We start from the raw sequence: 17,996 nt of genomic DNA, 5'->3' as shown, positions 1-17,996 counted from the left end.
AATTCTTCCTTAGGCTGTGCGGCGGGCGGTAAGGATTGAAGCGGGCGTGATGCCCAGGGCGGCAGCGTTGCCGGCCAGCACTTTGGCCTCGTCCTCGGGAGGAAGCAATGCCTCGGCTACCTCCGCCGCGGGGAGGTCGGAGCCCATGTCGAACGGGTAGTCCGAGCCGAGCAGCACCCGTTCCGGGCCAGCGGCGGCCACGAGGGCGCGCAGTTCAGCAGCGCTGTGGACCAGCGAATCGAAGTACAGCTTCTTCAGATATGACGACGGCGGCTGGGCGCAGCCGTGTGCCTCCGGCCGGACCCGCCAGGCATGGTCTGAGCGGCCCAGAGTGGTCGGGAGGTAGCCGCCGCCGTGCGCCGCCAGAATCTTAAGGTCCGGGTGCCGGTCCAGGACGCCGCTGAAGATCAGGTGGGACAGGGCCACCGCGTTTTCTGCGGGCTGGGAGACGGTGTTGGCGAGGTAGAAGCGGTCCAGCCGCTCATCCAGCGAGCAGCCGAACGGGTGCAGGAACACCACGGCCTCCAGCTCCTCGGCACGGGTCCAGAACGGTTCCAGACGGGGGTCGGAAAGTTCAACGGAGCTGCGCTCCGGGTCGCCGGGAGTGGCGGCAAACGAGCCGATTTCCACGCCAAGCAGCCCGCACTCCAGCACAGCGTGGTCCAGCGCTTCCACCATCAGGGCTGGGTGCTGGAGCGGCACGAGACCGAGCCCGTTCAGCCGCTCCGGAGCGCGGCCCACGAACTCCAGCACCGCCTGGTTGGCGGACTTGGCCACCTGCAGGGCCAGATCCTCGCCGGCGAAGTAGTAGAAGTGCGACGGGGACGGCGAGACCAGTTGGGCGTCCACGCCTTGGGCGTCCATGTCCGCCAGCCGGCGGTCCAGGTCCGTCAGCTGCGGCCATCGCTCCTTGATCATCCGGCCCGAAGCGGCCATGGACTCCGGTCCGTTGCGGCGCACTTCCAAGGCCTGCTGGGCGCCGAACCCCTCGGGATCAGCTTCGGCCACCAATTGCTGCAGGGCCGGAAGCAGGATGTGGGCGTGTACGTCCACAGTGGGCGTTTCAGCAGAGTGGGCGCTCATGCGGGTTCCCTCAGCAAGGTGGACAGCGAGTGCATCAGGCCGGGCACGTCGGCGTCCCGAACGCCGTCGAGCATCCACTGGCCCAGCTGGACGGAGGCGCTGACCACCGCCTTTGCCCGGTCCAGGCGGCGGTCGGTGAACTCCTTCCACAGGGTCTCCGTGAGGTCGTCGGCCTGTATCAGCAGCTCGGCCAGCACGGCGGCGTCTTCCAGGGCCATGGCCGCCCCTTGTGCCACCGTGGGCGGGCAGCTGTGGGCGGCGTCGCCGATGATGACGGTGCGGCCGCGGTTCCACGGCCCGTCGACCAGGTGGGTGGTGAACCACGTGTAGTTGATGCGGGCGCTCTGGTCCAGGCTCGCGCGGATTTCGTTCCAGGGGCCGCCGTAGGCTGCCGCGAGTTCGGTCATGATGCGGGGGCCGTCTTCGTGCTTGCGCTCCTGGGCCTTCTCTACGAGGTAGGCGTAGATGGTGTCCGGGCCGGTGGGGCAGTAGCCGGCGATGAAGCAGGGGCCGCCGTAGGTCAGGTCGGTGCGGACCACGTCCTCTGGCCGCTCCACGAACGCGCGCCAGATACCCATCCCTGTGGGCTGGGGTTCGACGTCGATGCCGATGGCCTTGCGGACAGCGGAGTGCAGGCCGTCGGCGCCAATCAGGAGGTCGTAGCGTGCGGTGCCGCCGTCGGCGATGCTGACGGTGACGGAACCGCCGTCGTCCGTTATTCCGGTGACGGTCTTGCCATAGCTGATCCGTGCACCTGCCTGCTCAGCCCGTTCGCGGAGGATGGCTGTCAGGTCGGGACGGTACATTCCCAGCGTGGCGGGGAGGTCCTCGCCGCCGGTCCGGATGTCCTCGAGGACCGCGATGACGGTGCCGTCGGGGTTGGGGGCGCGCAGGCCGAGGGTGCTGAACGCGTAGCCTTTCGCCTCGATCTGCTCCCAGACGCCGAGCTGGCGGAAGATCCGTAACGCGTTGCCCTGCAGCGTGATTCCCGATCCGAGAGTCTGCGGGGCTTCCGCCTTCTCCAGGACTTCCACGTGGATTCCGGCGTCGGCCAGGAGGATGGCTGCGGTCAGTCCCGCGGCTCCCGCCCCGACGATTCCGACGTTCTGTACTGCTGCCATCGCTGACTCCTTTGTATTGACGGCGTACCTGCTGGTGGTTGTGTTGCTGTTGTACTGAAAGCTACCGGACTCTCATTACCGGACCCGATTACCGGACGGCGATCGGGTTGACGGGTGACCCCACGGCCCCGGTGATGGGAAGCGGTGCGGCGCTGAGCAGGAAGTCATACCTTCCGTCCGCCGCGCACGCTTCCGCCAGGCCGTCCGGGTCCCACATTTCACCCAGGAACAGCCCGAGATTCGGGATGGCGATCTGGTGGAGTGGCTGGAAGGCGCCCTCAAACTCGTTGGGACGGACCTCGAAGCCCCAGGTGTCGGTGGCGATTCCGGCGATTTCGCTGCGGTGCAGCCACGGTGCGGTGCTGAACGACAGCCCGGGGGCGGAACCGCCGGCGTAATCGCCCCAGCCGTCGCGGCGGACCCGGGTGTGCTGCCCGGTGCGGATTACCACGATGTCGCCCCGGCCTACTCGGGAGCTTGGCCCCTGCAGTTCAATGGTCCGCTGGAGGTGCTCCGGGGTGATGGCGAAGCCGTCCGGCAACTCGCCGTCGCTCCGTCCCATCTCGGGTCCGAGCGCGCGGCCAACGTCCAGCAACACACCCCGGGTCACGATCTTCGCCGCAGCGGTTTCGATCCCGGTCACGAGGTCACCTTCAGAGGTGACCACGTCCCCGGCAGCACGGCCATTCCAAGCCTTGCCTTGGTCGAAAATGTGGCCCAGGCCGTCCCACTGCGTGGAGCACTGCAACGGCATGGCAATGACGTCGTCTGCTCCGCCGAAGCCGTGCGGGAATCCCTGGTTGCCGCGTTCGGCGTCCACGCCGGTGTCGGTCATGGTGTGCACGGGGTTGGTGCGGCGGCGCCAGCCCTTCTGTGGTCCGTTGGTGTCGAAAGGCTGGGACAGCGAGAAGGCCTCGCCCGTCTTCACCAGGGCTGCTGCTTCGATGCGTTTGGCCGCGTCGATGAAGTTCAGGGTCCCCAGAACGTCGTCTGCGCCCCAGCGGCCCCAATTGTTGTGGGCTGCGGCCATGGCGCGGATGCTGCCAAGCGGGTCCTCACGCCGGATCACCGGGGAAGCAGTGGCTGATTCCCCGGTGGCGGAGATGGTGGCAGGGGAGATGTCTTGGGCGGTCACGGCTGGCTGCCTTCAGTTTGCACTTCGTCCCTGCAGCGGATCAGCTGGGTGCCCAGCCCGGTGATGGTGCCTTCCATGACGTCGCCGTCCTGGAGCAACCGGCCCCAGTGCTGTCCGTTGCCGGCGGGGCTTCCGGTCAGGACCAGGTCGCCGGGGCGCAGCGGCATGATCTGGGAGGCCTCGCTGACCAGCTTGGCGACCTCGAAGATCATGTCCCGGGTGGATTCGTCCTGCATGGCCTGGCCATTGAGCTTCAGCGTCACCTGGACGTCCTGCGGGTCGCCGAAGAACTTTGCCGGCACCAGCAGCGGTCCGGTCGGCAAGAAGCCTGGGGCGTTCTTGGCCCGGTACCAGTCCGAGCCGATGGCAGGCATGTCCTTGCGGAAAACGTACTCCCGGGTGGTGATGTCGTTGACCATGGTGTAGCCGAACACGTACTCCAGGGCTTCCTCGGGGGTGACCCGGAATGCCGTCCTGCCGATGACCGCTGCAAGTTCCAGCTCCCAGTCATGGGACTTGGAATAGGACGGCAGAGTGAGGTCCTCCGTCGCGGACGCGATCGCCGTCGGGAGTCCAATGAAGAAGTACGGCGTGCCCTGCCCTGCCCGCTGATCCATCATGGCCGCCGTCTTGGCGCGCACTTCTTCCTCGTCCTCGCCCTGGCCGCGGTGCGCTGCGGCAAGGTCGATCACGTGTTTGCGGTAGTTGGCGCCGGTCTGGAGGACCTGGACCGGCTCCACCGGGGCCAGGAGCTCCACGTCGGCCGCTGCCAGGCCAGTACGCTCAGCGGCAGAAGCGGCGATGGCATCCAGTTGGCACTCCGTGGTGTCCCAGTGCTCAATGATGGAATTGATGTCCTCATTCAGCGGCACGACACGACCGCCCACCAGCATGCCTGCCCGGGCCTTGGGGTCACCCGGTTCCTGAAAGCGGATCAAAGAATACGTAGCTTCAGCCATGGCGCCGTTAGCCTCGTCCCTGTTTGGCGTAGGGGTTCAGGAGGGCTTCCTTCATCTCGGGGGAAGCGCCCTCTTCGGTGGCCGTGAAGCCTTCGGCGGGAGGGAATGATTCGGTCATGGAGTGCGGCATGGCGCCGTTCTTGTAGAAGTTGTTCGAACCTTCGGAGGGCTTCCAGGTGTTGGCCTCCCAGTCCGGGACGTAGTTGCGGTAGCCGCCGGAGTTGAGCTCCACGCGCAGGCCTGACGGCTCGCGGAAGTAGAGGAAGTTCTGCTCACCCACGCCGTGAATGGAGGGACCATATTCCATCGGGGTGCCGTTTTCCATCATGACGTCCGCGGTGCGCAGCAGGTCCTCGGTGGCGTCAACCCAGAAAGCGATGTGGTTGACGCGCCCGGGGCGGTTGGAGGTGTCCAGGACAACGCCGAGGTCGTGGGATTTTTCATTGGTGGTGAGCACGGAGAAGACGGTGATGGGGGCCTCGTCCAGGTCCACGAATGCCATGACGCGGAAGCCGAGGGCCTCGTTGTACCACTTGGCGAAGCCACGGACGTCAGACGTGGCGACGGTGACGTGGTCCAGGAATCGGGGAGCGGCGGCGTGGCTGCTGCGGCGTTCCGGCCGGTCAGGGTAGGTGGACTCGAAGCCGGCTTCGGCGACGAACTTATCCACGTCGTAGAACAGGCGCATGTGGTGGCCGTAGGGGCCGGTGAATTCGTATGCCTTGCCGTAGCCGTGGCCGCCGGCGGTCCAGTTGCCCTGGACTCCGGCTGCTTCGACGCCCCGGGCTGCTGCTTCGAGGGCTGCCTGGGAGTTGGTGCGCCAGGCCATCCGGCCCAGCGAGGCTTCCGGTCCTTCGGTGATGACGAGGCTGTAGCGGTAGTAGTCGCCCCAGCAGCGCAGGTAGACGTTGCCGTTTACCCGGTCGATGATGCGCATGCCGAACTTTTCCTCATAGAACCGTGCCGAGGCTTCGACGTCCGGGGTGGTGATCTCGAGGTGGGCAAGATGGGAGAGGGGAGTTTCCACGTTGAAGTCCTTCTATGTTGCTGCTGGACGGGACCAGCGGGTCTAGTAACCAGACTGAAGCACCAGAGCTATTCGGTGAAGGGTCGTTTCCTGATGCCACCTATTTGTCTGGCGGATAGTTGAAGTGATCCTCGACCCGCGCGTTCCGGAAGCAGCCACCTACACGAGCGGCCACGGGTAGCGCATGCCGGTGCGATCAACCGGCAGCACCCCTGCGCGCAGCAGTCGCTGCACGCGGCGCTGCAGGGCGGTGACCTCGTCATCGTCGAGTAGTTCGGCCAGCTCGGGAGGCGCGGCCTCCGCGAAAGGGGAGATGTCCTCGAGCAGGGCACCGGGGATGGGGTCGCCGGCGAAGTCCCAGATCACGGTGCGGAGTTTGAATGCTGCCGAGAAGCACAGCCCGTGATCAATGCCCCAGATCCGCCCGTCGTCGCCGCGCAGCACGTGGCCGCTCTTGCGGTCCGTGTTGTTGGCGACGTAATCGAACACGGCGATCCGCGCCAGCTCGCGGTGTGTCTCAGGGGCGTCAGCGTAGAGGGTGAAGTAATGCTCCTGAAAGTCGCACTCGATGAACCACTGCAGCGACCCGATCCCCAAGGGGGCGTCCTCGCGGATCACCGTCGCCGGCACGAGTCCCCAATTCAGGGACTCGCTGAGCAGGTAGGCCGCGCGTTCCCGTTTGTAAAGCCCGGGCTCGAAATCGGACAGCGGCCGTTCCCCGGCCTCCGGCTTATAGACCGCATACGCGGCGTCGTCCCCACCGGAGACCTGGACCAGGAACGTCTCGTTGCTGCTGCGCGGGATGCGCCCGAGCAGCTCGACGCGGCCCTCGCGGAGCAGTGTCAGCTTCCGGCCGGACACCGGCCGCCCCGATTCACCGAAGGTCCCTATGCACGCTGCCCCGAATTCACTGTGCCCTCAACCCACTGAGCGGCTCCGCCGTCGAATTCACCATCAGCACCGCCGGGTCCTGACCCTCCACAAACGAGATGGCCGACACCGAGCCCGGGCTGATGACAATGCGCTGGAAGAGGTCCAAGGGCGTGCCCAGGGCATGGGCGACCGCGGCCTTGATCGGATCGGCGTGGGAAAAGCACACGATGACACCCCCGGCGTGGGCTGCACGCAGTGCCTCCATCGCGCCGACGATCCGCGCCTGCATCTCCGGAAAGCTCTCGCCGTTGGGGAAGCGGAAGGCGGACGGGCTGTGCTGGACGGTCTGCCATTCCGGCAGGGCCGCCAAGTCGGCGATCGCAGATCCGGTCCAGTCGCCGAAGTCGCATTCGAGCAGCCCGTCGTCGTGGTTTACTTCCAGTCCCGTGCGTGCCACCGTCGGCTCCGCCGTCTCGCAGGCGCGCTCCAGCGGGGACGAATATAGGGTGTCCACTGGTAGTCCAAAGAGCCGGTCCGCGACCCGTTCGGCCTGCGCACGGCCGCGCTCGGACAGGTGCAGTCCGGGCGCGCGCCCCGGGAGGACCGTGCCTGTCGTCGGCGTCTCCCCGTGGCGCACCAGAAGCAGGAGCGTGCCCTGCCGCTCAGGTGACGTGACGGGTGCCGGCGATGCCGGCGGAGTTGCTGCAGTCATCAGGATCTAAGCGTAGCGCCAGGGGCCCCGCCCGAGCTTGCGAGGGAAGGGGGAGGCGCAGAGCGGTATGCCGCACTCGGGCCCAAAGCTCAGGAATCTCAAAGAATCCCTCGATTCCCCGCCGGGTACAGGTCTACGGTGGAGGAGTGAGTGATCGCCCCGATATCTTCACTGTTGGTGAACTGCGTGCCTCCGGCCACGTTCACAAGGACCTGCGCCGCGAAATCCGTGACAACCTGCTGGCCGCGCTCGCCGCCGGCCGGGATCCCTGGCCCGGGATGTACGGCTTCAGCCGGACCGTCCTGCCCCAGCTCGAGCGGGCACTGCTCGCCGGCCACGACGTCGTCCTGCTGGGCGAACGGGGACAGGGCAAGACGCGGCTCCTCCGCACCCTGGCCGGGCTGCTGGACGAGTGGTCGCCGGTGATCGAGGACTCGGAACTGAACGAACACCCGTACGAACCCATCACCGAGCACTCCCACGCCCGTGCCCTCACCGAGGGGGACCGGTTGCGGGTGTCGTGGCGCCACCGCTCGGAACGGTACGTTGAGAAGCTTGCGACGCCGGACACCTCCGTCGCCGACCTGATCGGCGACGTCGACCCCATGCGGGTGGCCGAGGGCCGCCGTCTCGGCGACCCGGAAACCATCCACTACGGCCTGGTCCCACGCTCCAACCGCGGAATCATCGCCATCAACGAACTGCCCGACCTCGCCGAGCGGATCCAGGTGTCGATGCTCAACGTGATGGAGGAGCGCGACATCCAGATCCGCGGCTACGTGCTGCGGCTGCCGCTGGATGTCCTGGTGGTCGCGTCCGCCAATCCGGAGGACTATACGAACCGCGGCCGGATCATTACGCCGCTGCGGGACCGCTTCGGTGCCGAGATCCGCACCCATTACCCGATCGAGCTCGACGACGAGGTCGCCGTTATCCGGCAGGAGGGGCACCTGGTGGCCGGCGTCCCGCCAGTCATCCTCGAGATCCTGGCCCGCTACACCCGGGCGCTGCGGCAGTCCCCGGCGATCAACCAGACCTCCGGAGTCTCCGCGCGCTTCGCCATTGCCGGTGCCGAAACCGTCGCCGCGGCCGCCCTGCGCCGCGCCAGCGTCCGCGGAGAAGACGAAGCCGTCGCCCGGATCATCGACCTGGACGCGGCGGTGGAGGTCCTCGGAGGGAAGATTGAGTTCGAGTCGGGCGAGGAAGGGCGGGAACAGGACATCCTGGACCACCTTTTGCGCATGGCTACCGCGGAAGCGGTGCGGGCGCACTTCCACGGCATCGACATGGGTCCGCTCGTGGCCGCGCTCGACGGTCATTCCACGGTGACTACGGGGGAACTGGTCACAGCGCGGGAGTTCCTCCAAAATCTTCCGCCCCTCAACGGATCCAGCCTCTACGACGAAATCACTGAGCGCCTGGGCGCGACAAACGACGGGCAGCGAGCCGCCGCCGTCGAACTTGCACTGGAAGGGCTCTACCTCGCCCGGCGGATCTCCAAGGAGTCCGACGACGAGGCGACGATCTACGGCTGACTACATCTACGGCTGAGTACAGGAGTGCCCATGAGCGTTCACAACCGGTCCCGATACGGCCGGTATACGGGAGGACCCGATCCGCTCGCCCCGCCGGTCGACCTGGCGGAGGCACTTGAGGCCGTCGCCGAGGACGTCATGGCCGGCTACTCGCCCCGGCACGCCCTGCAGGAGTTCCTGCGGCGCGGCGGCCGCAGCCGGGAAGGGCTCGATGACCTCGCCGGTCGCGTACAGCAGCGGCGGAGTGACCTGCTAAGCCGGCACCGGCTGGACGGCACCCTCAGTGAGGTCCAGAAGCTGCTCGACACTGCGGTGCTGGAGGAGCGCAAGCAGTTCGCCCGCGACGTTCGGATGGACGACACGGACCGCGCCTTACGGGAGATGCAGCTGCAGAACCTGCCGAAGTCCACGGCGGCAGCGGTCAACGAACTCGCCTCCTATGACTGGCAGTCCAGCACCGCCCGGGAAGCCTACGAGCGGATCAAGGACCTGCTGGGCCGCGAGATCCTGGACCAGCGGTTCGCCGGGATGAAGCAGGCGCTCGAGGGCGCCACGGAGGAGGACCGCGCGGCCGTGGCCGAGATGCTGCAGGACCTCAACGAACTCCTCGACAAACACCGGCGCGGGGAGGACGCCGACGCGGATTTCCAGGAGTTTATGGCTAAACACGGCCAGTTCTTCCCGGAGAACCCGCAGTCCGTCGAGGAGCTGATCGACGCGCTCGCCCAGCGCGCGGCCGCCGCCCAGCGGATGCTTCGGTCCATGTCCGCCGAGCAGCGCGAGGAGCTGATGCGGCTCTCCGCCCAGGCGTTCGGCTCCCCGGAGCTTATGGCACAGCTGGGCCAACTCGATGCCAACCTGCAGGCGCTGCGCCCCGGCGAGGACTGGTCCGGCTCCGAACGCTTTGAGGGCGAGGAGGGGCTGGGCCTCGGCGACGGCACCGGCGTGCTGCAGGACCTCGCCGAGCTCGACGAACTCGCCGAACAGCTCTCCCAGTCCTACAACGGCTCCCGCCTGGACGACCTGGACCTGGACGCGCTCGCCCGGCAGCTGGGACAGGACGCTGCCGTGTCCGCCCGGACGCTCGCGGAGATCGAAAAGGCCATGCACGACGGCGGCTTCCTCCAGCGCGGCGCAGACGGCGACCTGAAGCTCTCCCCGCAGGCCATGCGGCGACTGGGCCGGTCGCTGCTGCGCGACACCGCCAAGCAGCTCTCCGGCCGTCAGGGCCGCCGGGACACCCGCGTTGCCGGGGCAGCCGGGGAACAGACCGGCTCCAGCCGCCAGTGGGAGTTCGGCGACGCCGAACCGTGGGACGTCACCCGAACCATCACCAACGCGATCCGCCGCACGATTGCCGACGGAGGTGACCCGGGGCGGGGATTGCGCCTCGCCGTGGGTGACATCGAAGTGACCGAGACGGAAGCGCGCACGCAGGCCGCCGTCGTCCTGCTCGCGGACGTGTCCTTCTCCATGGCCGCCGAGGGACGGTGGGTGCCCATGAAACGCACCGCACTCGCCCTGCACCATCTGGTCACAACACGGTTCCGCGGCGACCGGCTGCAGCTGATCACGTTCGGCCGGTACGCGCAGTCCATGGATATCGGCGAGCTCACGTCCCTGCCGGCCCTGCGCGAGCAGGGAACCAACCTGCACCACGGATTGCTGCTCGCCGGCAGATTCTTCCGCCAGCACCCGTCCATGCAGCCGGTTCTCTTAGTGGTCACTGACGGCGAACCCACCGCGCACCTGCTGGCCGACGGCGACTCGTGGTTCAATTGGCCGCCGGACCCGGAGACCATCCGTGTCACCATCGCCGAGCTGGACCGCCTTGGGCGTGCCGGTACGCAGGCCACGTTCTTCCGGCTCGGCGACGACCCAGGCCTGGAACGGTTTGTCCAGCGGATGGCCCGCCGGATCGACGGCCGGGTGGTGGCGCCCGACGCCGGGGATCTGGGCGCTGCGGTGGTAGGGGAGTATCTCCGCGCCCACTTCCGCGGACGCCCCTACGACGACGCCGACTGGGCTACATAGACGATCTGCGCGTCGCCGCCTTATTGGAGATAATCCGGGGCCGCTTCCAGGCCGAAGTAATCCTCAAGGGTCTCCGTGCTGCCCATATCGAGGGCGACGTTCTTTCCCACATAGCGCAGATGCCATGGCTCGTAGGTGTAGCCGGTAGTGGCCTCGGCGCCGGCCGGATATCGGATGATGAATCCGTAATCCCGGCAGTTCTTAGCCGCCCACTGCCCCGCCGGGGTATTCGCGAAGCAGGCTTGCAGGGCGCAGGTTCCGCTGGCATTGCCGATGTCCATCGCCAAACCGGTCTGGTGCTCGCTGTAGCCGGCTCTCGCAGCCAAGGTATCCGCCGTCGCCTGTCCGTACTGGCTCACGTAGCTGTCATAGAGGCTGGCCTGCTGGCTGAACGACCGGTAGCCGCTGATGGGAATGATGTTCACGCCGGCCGCCTTGGCGGCCCTGGTCAACTGCTTGTAGGCGTCCGCAGCCTCCGCCCGCAACCGTTCCCCCTGGACCCTGACCAGCTGCGCCGGCACGTAGGTGGCAGGGTTCAGTTGCCGGTGTTTGTTGACCACCACCTGCAGGCTGGAGGCGGAACTGATGTCGTAGCCCGCCGCGGCCACTGCCGCCACCGACGGTGCGATCATGCCGAGCGAAAGCACCAGCCCCGCCACGGCACCTGTCATCCTACTGATTCCTTTAAGCACGAGGGCTCCTAAGAATTGTCCGGAACAGATGCGGGAACTCTATCGGTCTGCAGGCGCCGGGGTCGAGGGGACGCGCGGACTCGTCGAGGGGCGGGCAGGCCAAGGGCACGGCAAAACACCCGTCAAACGCAAGCGGACGACGGCGGGAGGTCCGCCGTCGTCCGTGTGGGGCGCAGCCTTAGGCTCGGGAGCTGCCGCCGTTGGGCTCCAGCAGGCCGCCGCCGGCCAGGTGTCGGGGGTCGGGGGTCAGGGGTCAGACGAGTTTAGGTGCTCAATTATCACCGGATCCCGCGGTACTTCAGGCCGCAGCTCAGGGCAACGATACTGAGGCAGGAGAGTGCGGCGATGTAGTAGCCGGGGGACATATTCTGCCCGGTCGCTTGGACGAGGAACGCGGCGATCATCGGCGTGAAGCCTCCGAAGACGGCGACGGCAGTGTTATAGCTGAATGACAGCCCGGTGGCACGGGCCCGGGCGGGGAAGGCATCGGACATGACCGACGGCAGAGCACCGAAATAGATGGCCTTGAGCAGCGCGAGGATGACCATGACGGAGGCCAGGACGAAGAACGTGCGGCCGGCATTGAGCCAAAGGAACAACGGAATTACCGATATTCCGATGGCGCAAGCTGCAGGAATCATTATTTTGGTTCTGCCGTACTTGTCCGACAAGTGCCCCACCATGGGAGTTCCGAAAGTCAGAATGATGCCGGTGAGAACGAGGCAGAAGAATGACGACGATTTGGGCAGCCCGAGTTGTTGGATGCCAAAGGTGGGCATGTAGTCGAGGATGAAGCTCATTGCAGTGGATACGACGAGGGCGCCCCCAGCGATAAGGATGCCCACTTTCTGGCTCTTGAAGAGGTCGCGGATCGGCTCGTGGCGTTCCGGATCGGGCCCGTGGTCTATGGGTGCTTCGTCGACGAATTTGCGGATGTAGTAGCCGGCAGGTCCAACCAGAAGTCCGAAGACGAACGGTATCCGCCAGCCCCAGGACATCATGTCCTCGTTTGACACCACCGTTGTGAGCGCGACAACGAAGATTGCTGCGGTCAGCGATCCCAGACCCTGACTGGCGAATTGGAAGCTTCCCAGGAATCCGCGGCGTTCTGAGTTTTGTGCGATGAGGTAGGACGTTGCCGCGCCAAATTCACCGCCAGCGGAGAAGCCTTGAATGAGACGTGCCACGATGATCCCGAGGGGCGCCAGAATGCCGATGGAATCATAGTTTGGCATGAACGCAATCAGCGCGGTTCCCAACACCATTAGGCGGATTGTCAGCATCAGACCCTTTTTGAGGCCCTTCCGGTCGGCATAGGAGCCAAGGACCAGGCCACCCAACGGGCGGATCAGATAGGACGCGCCGAAAACTGCGAAAGCCTGGATGACCCCGGTGGCAGGGTTATCGGATGGGAAGAAGTTCCTTCCTATGTAGATGGCCAGCAGCGCGTAGATGGACATGTCGAACCATTCGAGCGCATTGCCGATCGTCGCGGCCGCAATCCCGCGGACGGGCGAGGCCATTTTTTGCGGGGGTGTCCTCTTTGGGGACGGGGCGCCGGCTGATGGTTTGGGGCCGGCGACGGCGGTTCCTATCGGGGAGGCCTTTTGTGCAGGGTTCATTGTTTTGCTCCGGTATTGGGGTGGCTCAGGCTGTGGTCGCGGAGAGCGGAAGTTCGACGTTGACGCCGGTCTGGCCCAGATCGTAGAAGAGGCCGCAGGCGATCTTCAGACCCTGGCTGGCGATGGACGCCAGCATGTGTTCGTTGGGTGCGTGTTGGCGGCAGCCGGGATAGGAATGCGGGATCCAAAGCGTCGGAAGACCCAGAACGCCCTCAAAGACGTGATTCGGCAGGGAACCGCCGATGTTCGGCAGCACTGTGGGCTGGATGCCGGTGGTGCCGTGGATGGAACGGCGTGCCCATTCCACCCAGGGATTGGCGGGGTCGAGGCGGCTCGCGGGAAAGAACGTGGTTTGGCGCACCCGCACCATTTCGAATCCGTGGCGGTCAAGGTGGGCCTGGATGGTGGCTTCAACACCGTCCGTCGGCGTGCCTGCTACGAACCGGAGCTGGAGTATCGCACGCGCCGATCCCGGGATCGCGTGGATCGGTGCTTCGATGTCGCCGGAGCCAAGGGCCAGAACCTCCAGAGCGTTCCAGCCGTAGAGTCGTTCGGCTGGTGTGAGGCCGGTGTCCGCCCAGTCAGTGTCGATGTGCGGGTCCCCGGGAGTGTGAGGAATGGCAATGTTGCTGAGCGCCGTTTGAACGGACTCGGGGATGGTTGTTGGAAGCAGCTCCGGCAAGAGAATTCTTCCGTGCCCGTCGACTAAGGTGCCGATGGCAGCTGCCAGTGTCGTCCCCGGGTTGCGCAGTAGACCGCCCCAGTTGCCGGAGTGGTAGCTGCCGGACCGCAGGTTGACGTCCAGTTCAAACGTGATTCCGCCCCTCGATCCGAGAAATATTGTAGGCGACTCCGCGCTCAGTCTGGGGCCGTCTGAGGCAATGAAGATGTCCGCTGCCAATTTGTCTTTGTTGACCGAGGAAAACTCATCCAGCGAGGGCGACCCGATCTCCTCGCCGCATTCGAACAGGAACTTCAGATTGAAGCCCAGACGGCCGTTGCTTTCCAGCAGGATGCGCAGCGCCGCCAGATTGATCAGATGCTGGCCCTTGTTGTCGGCCGTTCCGCGGCCATACCAGCGGTCGCCGTCCGCGTCGAGGACCCACGGGCTGCGGTCGTCGTCCCAGCCATCGTCCTGACCACCGACAACATCTGCGTGCCCGTAGCAAAGGACGGTTGGAAGTTCCTCGGACTCGAATCGGGTGCCGATCAGAAACGAGTTGGCCCCGCCGTTCCAGCGGGGATGAAGCTCGGTGTCGCAGCCGAGCTCTGCCAGGGCTGGAACGAGAACATCTTCCAGGTATGCTTTCAAGGCAATTCGCCCGGCTGCGGTAGCACTCTCCGTCCGGTAAGAAACTAGGCGTTTCAGCTCCTCGAACAGTTGTCCGTCTGAAACATATGCCTCTGCAATGCTTGATATTTCCTGCGGAAGGGTCATGGTCGGTGCTCCTGGGATAGTGCCTTGTGCCGGGTGAACGGAATCAACGTTAGGAGTGCGCCAGCTCACAAACCAGCATCGTTTTATCAAGTGGCGTTGACTTCAAGGCAAACCGGAGCTTAGATGGGGCCAATGAGGATGCTTCCTACTGCACTGGTCTATTTTCATGACGTGGCCCGAACCGGTTCAATTACGGAAGCTGCCATCGCCCAGCACGTGTCGGCGTCCGCCATTAGCCGGCAGATAAGCAACCTGGAGCGCACGATCGGCGTCACGCTGTTTGCGCGGCATCCGCGAGGAATGACGCTGACGGAGGCTGGACGGCTCCTACTTGCGCACGCTAGGCGAAGTGAAGCCGAAGGAGAGGCGCTGATCCGGGAACTTCAAGATTTTGACAAGCGGCAAAAGCGAATCATCAACGTTGTCAGTTCTGAGGGGCTTGCCAGGTGCAGGGTTCCCCAGGCGATCGCCCGGTTCATCGTGGACTATCACGACGTCGACTTTCACTTGGATGTGGTCTCTTCAGCCGAAGCGACGCGGATGGTCGTCGACGGCCGGACAGACATCGCCGCCGTTTACGCGCTGGGGCTCCAACGTGATGTGACCGTTGAGTTTTCCGCGGCCGCTCCGGCCTTCGCCGTGGTAGCCACAGGACATCCGCTCGCGGATCGAAACAGCGTGCGCCTTGACGAACTGTGTGCATATCCGCTTACCCTTCCCGCTAAAGGCCTCAGCCAGCGAGAGCTTTTCGACATAGCCGTGCAGATGGAACAGATATCTCCGCGGATTGCACTGTCAGCGGATCAGGTCAGCCCTGCATTGGAATTCGCCCGGGCAGGAGCCGGGGCGGCACTGATGAGCCGTCTTGTGGCTCGTCCGGAGGGGGAGGACGGGCTTGTCTTCGTGGCTATCGATCATCCGGTATTTCACCAGCGGCAGGCGCAGATTCAGACGATGGCTGGCCGGCGCAGACCTGCGGTGCAGACGGCCTTCATTGAAGTCTTGGCCGGGATTCTTGCCGAAAGCTAGCGCAGGAGCAAGGCAACAACCGGTGGTCCTGGTGCGTGGGGCGCAGCCTTAGGCCCGGGAATTGCCCGGGCCCGCCTCCAGCAGGCCGCCCCCGGCCCAGCGCTTGAGCGCAAGCTTCTCGGCGTCGTCGAACTCCATGAGGGCGAGCCGGCAGAGCTCTTCAACGTTCCTGGCCCACGCGGCGGCGAGGTCCCTGGCGGTCATGTCGTCGGAGAGGGAGCCTCCGGCGTACACCACGCCCTGGATCACGAAGTTGACGGCCGAGCGGGACACCGGCTGCCCGGCCGCCACACAGTCGTCCCGGACGGATCGGGCGAGTTCGCTGCGGTTGCCGGGGTGCTCGCGGAGCTTCGCCTCCAGCGAGACGAAGACCTGCCGGAACTGATCGGCGGAGAGGGCCGGCACGTCGGTGACCCGGGTGACCTGCTCCTCGATCGCCGGCCTGCCTTCGGAGGCCAGCGAGGACAGCTCCGGCGAGAACCGCTTCGCGTCCCATACCCAGCCGGGGGACGGCGTGGATGAGTATTGGACGCCCTGGCCGATCTGCGCGATCCAGGCCCCGAACTTTCCGTGACCGCCCCAATCGGTCTTCAGCGACGGGTCAGCCGTTAGGGCCCTGTGCGCTGCCACGGCCCCGGTGACCGGACCGGGCGCGGCCTGCACCAGGGCGCGGACCTCGTCGGCGGCCGTCGTCGCGGCCACGGAAACACCCGGTGCGGTGCGGAGCGGGGCGGCAAGTCCGGCGGAGGGCACCATGCGGGGGATCTCGGCCGAGGTGCCGTTGAGGATTGCCACGAAGTCGTGGGACTCCACCACGCTGTCGGCCATCTCCCGGTACGCGAACGCCACAGCCCCGGCGGCGATGACCGTCGTCATCCGGTCGGCCGCCCGGAACCTCTGAACCAGCGAGGTGAAGTCCGCATCCGCCGAGGCAACGAAGAATTCCTCAACATGCGCCGCGCCGGACAGCGCATCCATCGCGTCCAGGACCAGGTTGATGTCGGTGCTGGACTTGCCGCGCTGCGTGAGGGAGGGGCAGTCGATCACGCGGAAGCCCGCCCGGGTCCAGTAGGGCCGGTACTTGGAGTAGATCACCGGGTTGAGGTAGCAGTTGCGGATCAGGAAACGCCGGGATTCCGCACCTGTGCCGCCGTCTGCCAGCGCTTCCGTCCAGTGCTTGGGATCCTCGGCGAACCTCTTGGCCGCGGCGGGGTCCAAAGCCATCAGGCCCGTATAGACGTTGTCGAAGTCCACGAACATCGCGGCGCGGATGCCAGGCCGCCGGGACTGGGGGAGAGGATCACTCATCGGCTCAGTGTGCCAGCAGGAGACGGGACGTGCCAGATGTGTCGTTCCAGTTGGTGCCGCTTGCCGGCGGCGAACGCAAGGGCTCTCGCCGCCGTCCCCGGCACGTCACGGACTCATTGCGGGCCAGGCCGGTTCCCTAGCTGTGACTTCCATGTGTTTTGCCTGTGGATCCTCCGCTGGTCCTTGCGCGGGTCTGGTTGCCTACGGCAAGCTGTTTATTAGTTGGCGACTTGATCACTTACCAGGGTCCGGCGGCGAGGATGCCGGTGGATCTTGACGCGGCGATGTCGCCGCCCAAGCAGTAGCCCGCAGAACGGGAGGGCACGTCACATGAAACGTGCAGCATTCGGATCAGCTAAATTTCGCGCCATCGGCATTTACTCACTGATTGCCGTCGTGGTCATTCTTGGAATTTCGCTTGTTTTCATTTACCGGGCGACCGTTATGCCGAACCCTGCGTCGAGTCCGGGAGCGTCGGCGCCTCCGGGCGTATCGGGGCCTGCGGGCACAAACCCCTCGGTGAGTCGCGGGACCTACCAGAGAGTACCGAACCAGGTGCTGTTTGCCCTCGACGCTAACGGCAAACCGAATATTTCCGGCGACCTGACAAATATCCAGCAGGGCGACGTCGGAGACTGCTATTTCCTGGCGGCTCTGCTGACGGTGGCCGCGCGGGAGCCTGACACCATTCAAAACATGGTTCACGACAATGGTGACGGCACTTACACCATTTCATTTCACAGCAAGTACGACGGGGTGCCCAATCCGGTGCAGGTGACGGTCAACGGTGACCTCCCATATCGCCGCGGCAAAACCGTTGAAAATGGCATCGAAAATATCGGTGGCAAAAACGTTTCATGGGCGGCGATTATCGAGAAAGGCTGGGCGGCCGCGAACGGCAACAGCTATAAAGGCATCGAAGGCACTGACCTCAGCAACGCCCAGGATCACGATGTGCACAATGGCCTCTATGCCATCACCGGCAAGGCGGGCGTCGACCGCAACCCCGGCGGCCCCATGACGCAAGTGAGCTTTGAGCAGGTGCAGCAGGATTTCGCGAACGGCCTTGTCACGCTGGGGACCTCAAACTCCGACGGCAAGCTCGTATCCGACCACTCCTACGCAGTGCTGGACGTGAACGCCTCCGACCAAACCGTCGTGGTGGGAAATCCGGAGGGCGGCCAGGAAACGCTGTCGTTTGACACCTTCCGGTCCACGAACATCAACCAGTACATCGCGATACCCACCTATCCCTGAGAAGCAGACAGTTGAGCGAACGACGGCGGCCAAGCGCCGCTGTCGGGATTCACGGATCCCGGGGAAGCACCCGTCCGGCGGTTCGGAGCCGTTTCCGCTTTCCGGCCTCGGCCGCTGCCAGACCCGTCGTCGTCGTCGATGCACCCCTCCTCCATGGCCTCGATCGTGCTG

Annotated in this window: 15 protein-coding genes; 4 read left to right on the top strand and 11 right to left on the bottom strand. The window is 65.4% G+C overall.

Annotated features, from left to right (window positions below; genetic code table 11):
* Window positions 1-9: 9 nt before the first annotated feature.
* From ABD243_RS14380 to ABD243_RS14350, 7 genes are all read right to left on the bottom strand, one after another.
* Window positions 10-1,083: an amidohydrolase family protein gene (locus ABD243_RS14380; protein WP_344367009.1), complete on the bottom strand. Its 1,074-nt coding sequence runs from the start codon at window positions 1,081-1,083 to the stop codon at window positions 10-12.
* Window positions 1,080-2,204, bottom strand: coding sequence for an FAD-dependent oxidoreductase (locus ABD243_RS14375; protein WP_344367007.1), 1,125 nt, complete (start codon window positions 2,202-2,204; stop codon window positions 1,080-1,082). Before ABD243_RS14375 ends, ABD243_RS14380 begins: the two co-directional genes overlap by 4 nt.
* Window positions 2,205-2,292: 88 nt before the next feature.
* Entirely contained in the window at window positions 2,293-3,339 is a 1,047-nt protein-coding gene (locus tag ABD243_RS14370) for a cyclase family protein (RefSeq protein ID WP_344367005.1), read from the bottom strand.
* Window positions 3,336-4,298 carry a fumarylacetoacetate hydrolase family protein gene (locus ABD243_RS14365; RefSeq protein WP_344367003.1) on the bottom strand — a complete coding sequence of 321 codons (963 nt, stop codon included), beginning with the start codon at window positions 4,296-4,298 and terminating at the stop codon, window positions 3,336-3,338. Before ABD243_RS14365 ends, ABD243_RS14370 begins: the two co-directional genes overlap by 4 nt.
* A 7-nt stretch (window positions 4,299-4,305) precedes the next feature.
* Entirely contained in the window at window positions 4,306-5,325 is a 1,020-nt protein-coding gene (locus ABD243_RS14360; RefSeq protein ID WP_344367001.1) for a VOC family protein, read from the bottom strand.
* A gap of 159 nt (window positions 5,326-5,484) precedes the next feature.
* Complete coding sequence (locus ABD243_RS14355; protein WP_344366999.1) at window positions 5,485-6,186, bottom strand: SCO1664 family protein; 702 nt, start codon at window positions 6,184-6,186, stop codon at window positions 5,485-5,487.
* Window positions 6,187-6,232: 46 nt separating this feature from the next.
* Window positions 6,233-6,910, bottom strand: a complete 678-nt coding sequence (locus ABD243_RS14350; RefSeq protein ID WP_344366997.1) for an MSMEG_4193 family putative phosphomutase — start codon at window positions 6,908-6,910, stop codon at window positions 6,233-6,235.
* Between the two features lie 146 nt (window positions 6,911-7,056).
* Between ABD243_RS14350 and ABD243_RS14345 the strand changes: the two genes are divergently transcribed.
* Both ABD243_RS14345 and ABD243_RS14340 read left to right on the top strand, forming a co-directional pair.
* Complete coding sequence (locus ABD243_RS14345; protein ID WP_344366994.1) at window positions 7,057-8,445, top strand: sigma 54-interacting transcriptional regulator; 1,389 nt, start codon at window positions 7,057-7,059, stop codon at window positions 8,443-8,445.
* A 30-nt stretch (window positions 8,446-8,475) separates the two neighbouring features.
* On the top strand, window positions 8,476-10,479 hold the full coding sequence (locus tag ABD243_RS14340; RefSeq protein WP_344366991.1) for a vWA domain-containing protein: 2,004 nt from the start codon (window positions 8,476-8,478) through the stop codon (window positions 10,477-10,479).
* 20 nt (window positions 10,480-10,499) lie between these two features.
* Here ABD243_RS14340 and ABD243_RS14335 read toward each other — a convergent pair whose 3' ends face one another.
* From ABD243_RS14335 to ABD243_RS14325, 3 genes are all read right to left on the bottom strand, one after another.
* The gene (locus tag ABD243_RS14335) at window positions 10,500-11,150 is read right to left on the bottom strand and encodes a M15 family metallopeptidase (RefSeq protein WP_344366989.1); all 651 of its coding nucleotides are present in this window, start codon (window positions 11,148-11,150) and stop codon (window positions 10,500-10,502) included.
* 299 nt (window positions 11,151-11,449) lie between these two features.
* Window positions 11,450-12,694, bottom strand: coding sequence for an MFS transporter (locus ABD243_RS14330; RefSeq protein WP_344366987.1), 1,245 nt, complete (start codon window positions 12,692-12,694; stop codon window positions 11,450-11,452).
* Window positions 12,695-12,818: 124 nt separating this feature from the next.
* Window positions 12,819-14,231, bottom strand: coding sequence for a M20 family metallopeptidase (locus ABD243_RS14325; protein WP_344366985.1), 1,413 nt, complete (start codon window positions 14,229-14,231; stop codon window positions 12,819-12,821).
* A gap of 132 nt (window positions 14,232-14,363) precedes the next feature.
* Here ABD243_RS14325 and ABD243_RS14320 point away from each other — a divergent pair, with 132 nt between their 5' ends.
* The gene (locus ABD243_RS14320) at window positions 14,364-15,260 is read left to right on the top strand and encodes a LysR family transcriptional regulator (protein ID WP_344366983.1); all 897 of its coding nucleotides are present in this window, start codon (window positions 14,364-14,366) and stop codon (window positions 15,258-15,260) included.
* Window positions 15,261-15,308: 48 nt separating this feature from the next.
* Here ABD243_RS14320 and ABD243_RS14315 read toward each other — a convergent pair whose 3' ends face one another.
* Window positions 15,309-16,568 carry an NYN domain-containing protein gene (locus ABD243_RS14315; RefSeq protein ID WP_344366981.1) on the bottom strand — a complete coding sequence of 420 codons (1,260 nt, stop codon included), beginning with the start codon at window positions 16,566-16,568 and terminating at the stop codon, window positions 15,309-15,311.
* Between the two features lie 330 nt (window positions 16,569-16,898).
* Here ABD243_RS14315 and ABD243_RS14310 point away from each other — a divergent pair, with 330 nt between their 5' ends.
* Entirely contained in the window at window positions 16,899-17,825 is a 927-nt protein-coding gene (locus ABD243_RS14310; protein WP_344366979.1) for a C2 family cysteine protease, read from the top strand.
* The last annotated feature ends 171 nt before the right edge of the window (window positions 17,826-17,996 follow it).

It is taken from the genome of Arthrobacter humicola, assembly GCF_039531445.1.
Classification (GTDB): domain Bacteria; phylum Actinomycetota; class Actinomycetes; order Actinomycetales; family Micrococcaceae; genus Arthrobacter; species Arthrobacter humicola.
The sequence above is the reverse complement of the archived record's forward strand: the minus strand, read 5'-3'. Positions and strand labels throughout refer to the sequence as shown.

Coding starts and splice junctions, on each gene's coding strand:
- ABD243_RS14320 (WP_344366983.1), top strand. CDS start 14,364: ATGAGGATGCTTCCTACTGCACTGGTCTATTTTCATGACGTGGCCCGA.
- ABD243_RS14330 (WP_344366987.1), bottom strand. CDS start 12,694: ATGGCCTCGCCCGTCCGCGGGATTGCGGCCGCGACGATCGGCAATGCG.
- ABD243_RS14350 (WP_344366997.1), bottom strand. CDS start 6,910: ATGACTGCAGCAACTCCGCCGGCATCGCCGGCACCCGTCACGTCACCT.
- ABD243_RS14340 (WP_344366991.1), top strand. CDS start 8,476: ATGAGCGTTCACAACCGGTCCCGATACGGCCGGTATACGGGAGGACCC.
- ABD243_RS14315 (WP_344366981.1), bottom strand. CDS start 16,568: ATGAGTGATCCTCTCCCCCAGTCCCGGCGGCCTGGCATCCGCGCCGCG.
- ABD243_RS14380 (WP_344367009.1), bottom strand. CDS start 1,083: ATGAGCGCCCACTCTGCTGAAACGCCCACTGTGGACGTACACGCCCAC.
- ABD243_RS14375 (WP_344367007.1), bottom strand. CDS start 2,204: ATGGCAGCAGTACAGAACGTCGGAATCGTCGGGGCGGGAGCCGCGGGA.
- ABD243_RS14365 (WP_344367003.1), bottom strand. CDS start 4,298: ATGGCTGAAGCTACGTATTCTTTGATCCGCTTTCAGGAACCGGGTGAC.
- ABD243_RS14335 (WP_344366989.1), bottom strand. CDS start 11,150: ATGACAGGTGCCGTGGCGGGGCTGGTGCTTTCGCTCGGCATGATCGCA.
- ABD243_RS14325 (WP_344366985.1), bottom strand. CDS start 14,231: ATGACCCTTCCGCAGGAAATATCAAGCATTGCAGAGGCATATGTTTCA.
- ABD243_RS14310 (WP_344366979.1), top strand. CDS start 16,899: ATGAAACGTGCAGCATTCGGATCAGCTAAATTTCGCGCCATCGGCATT.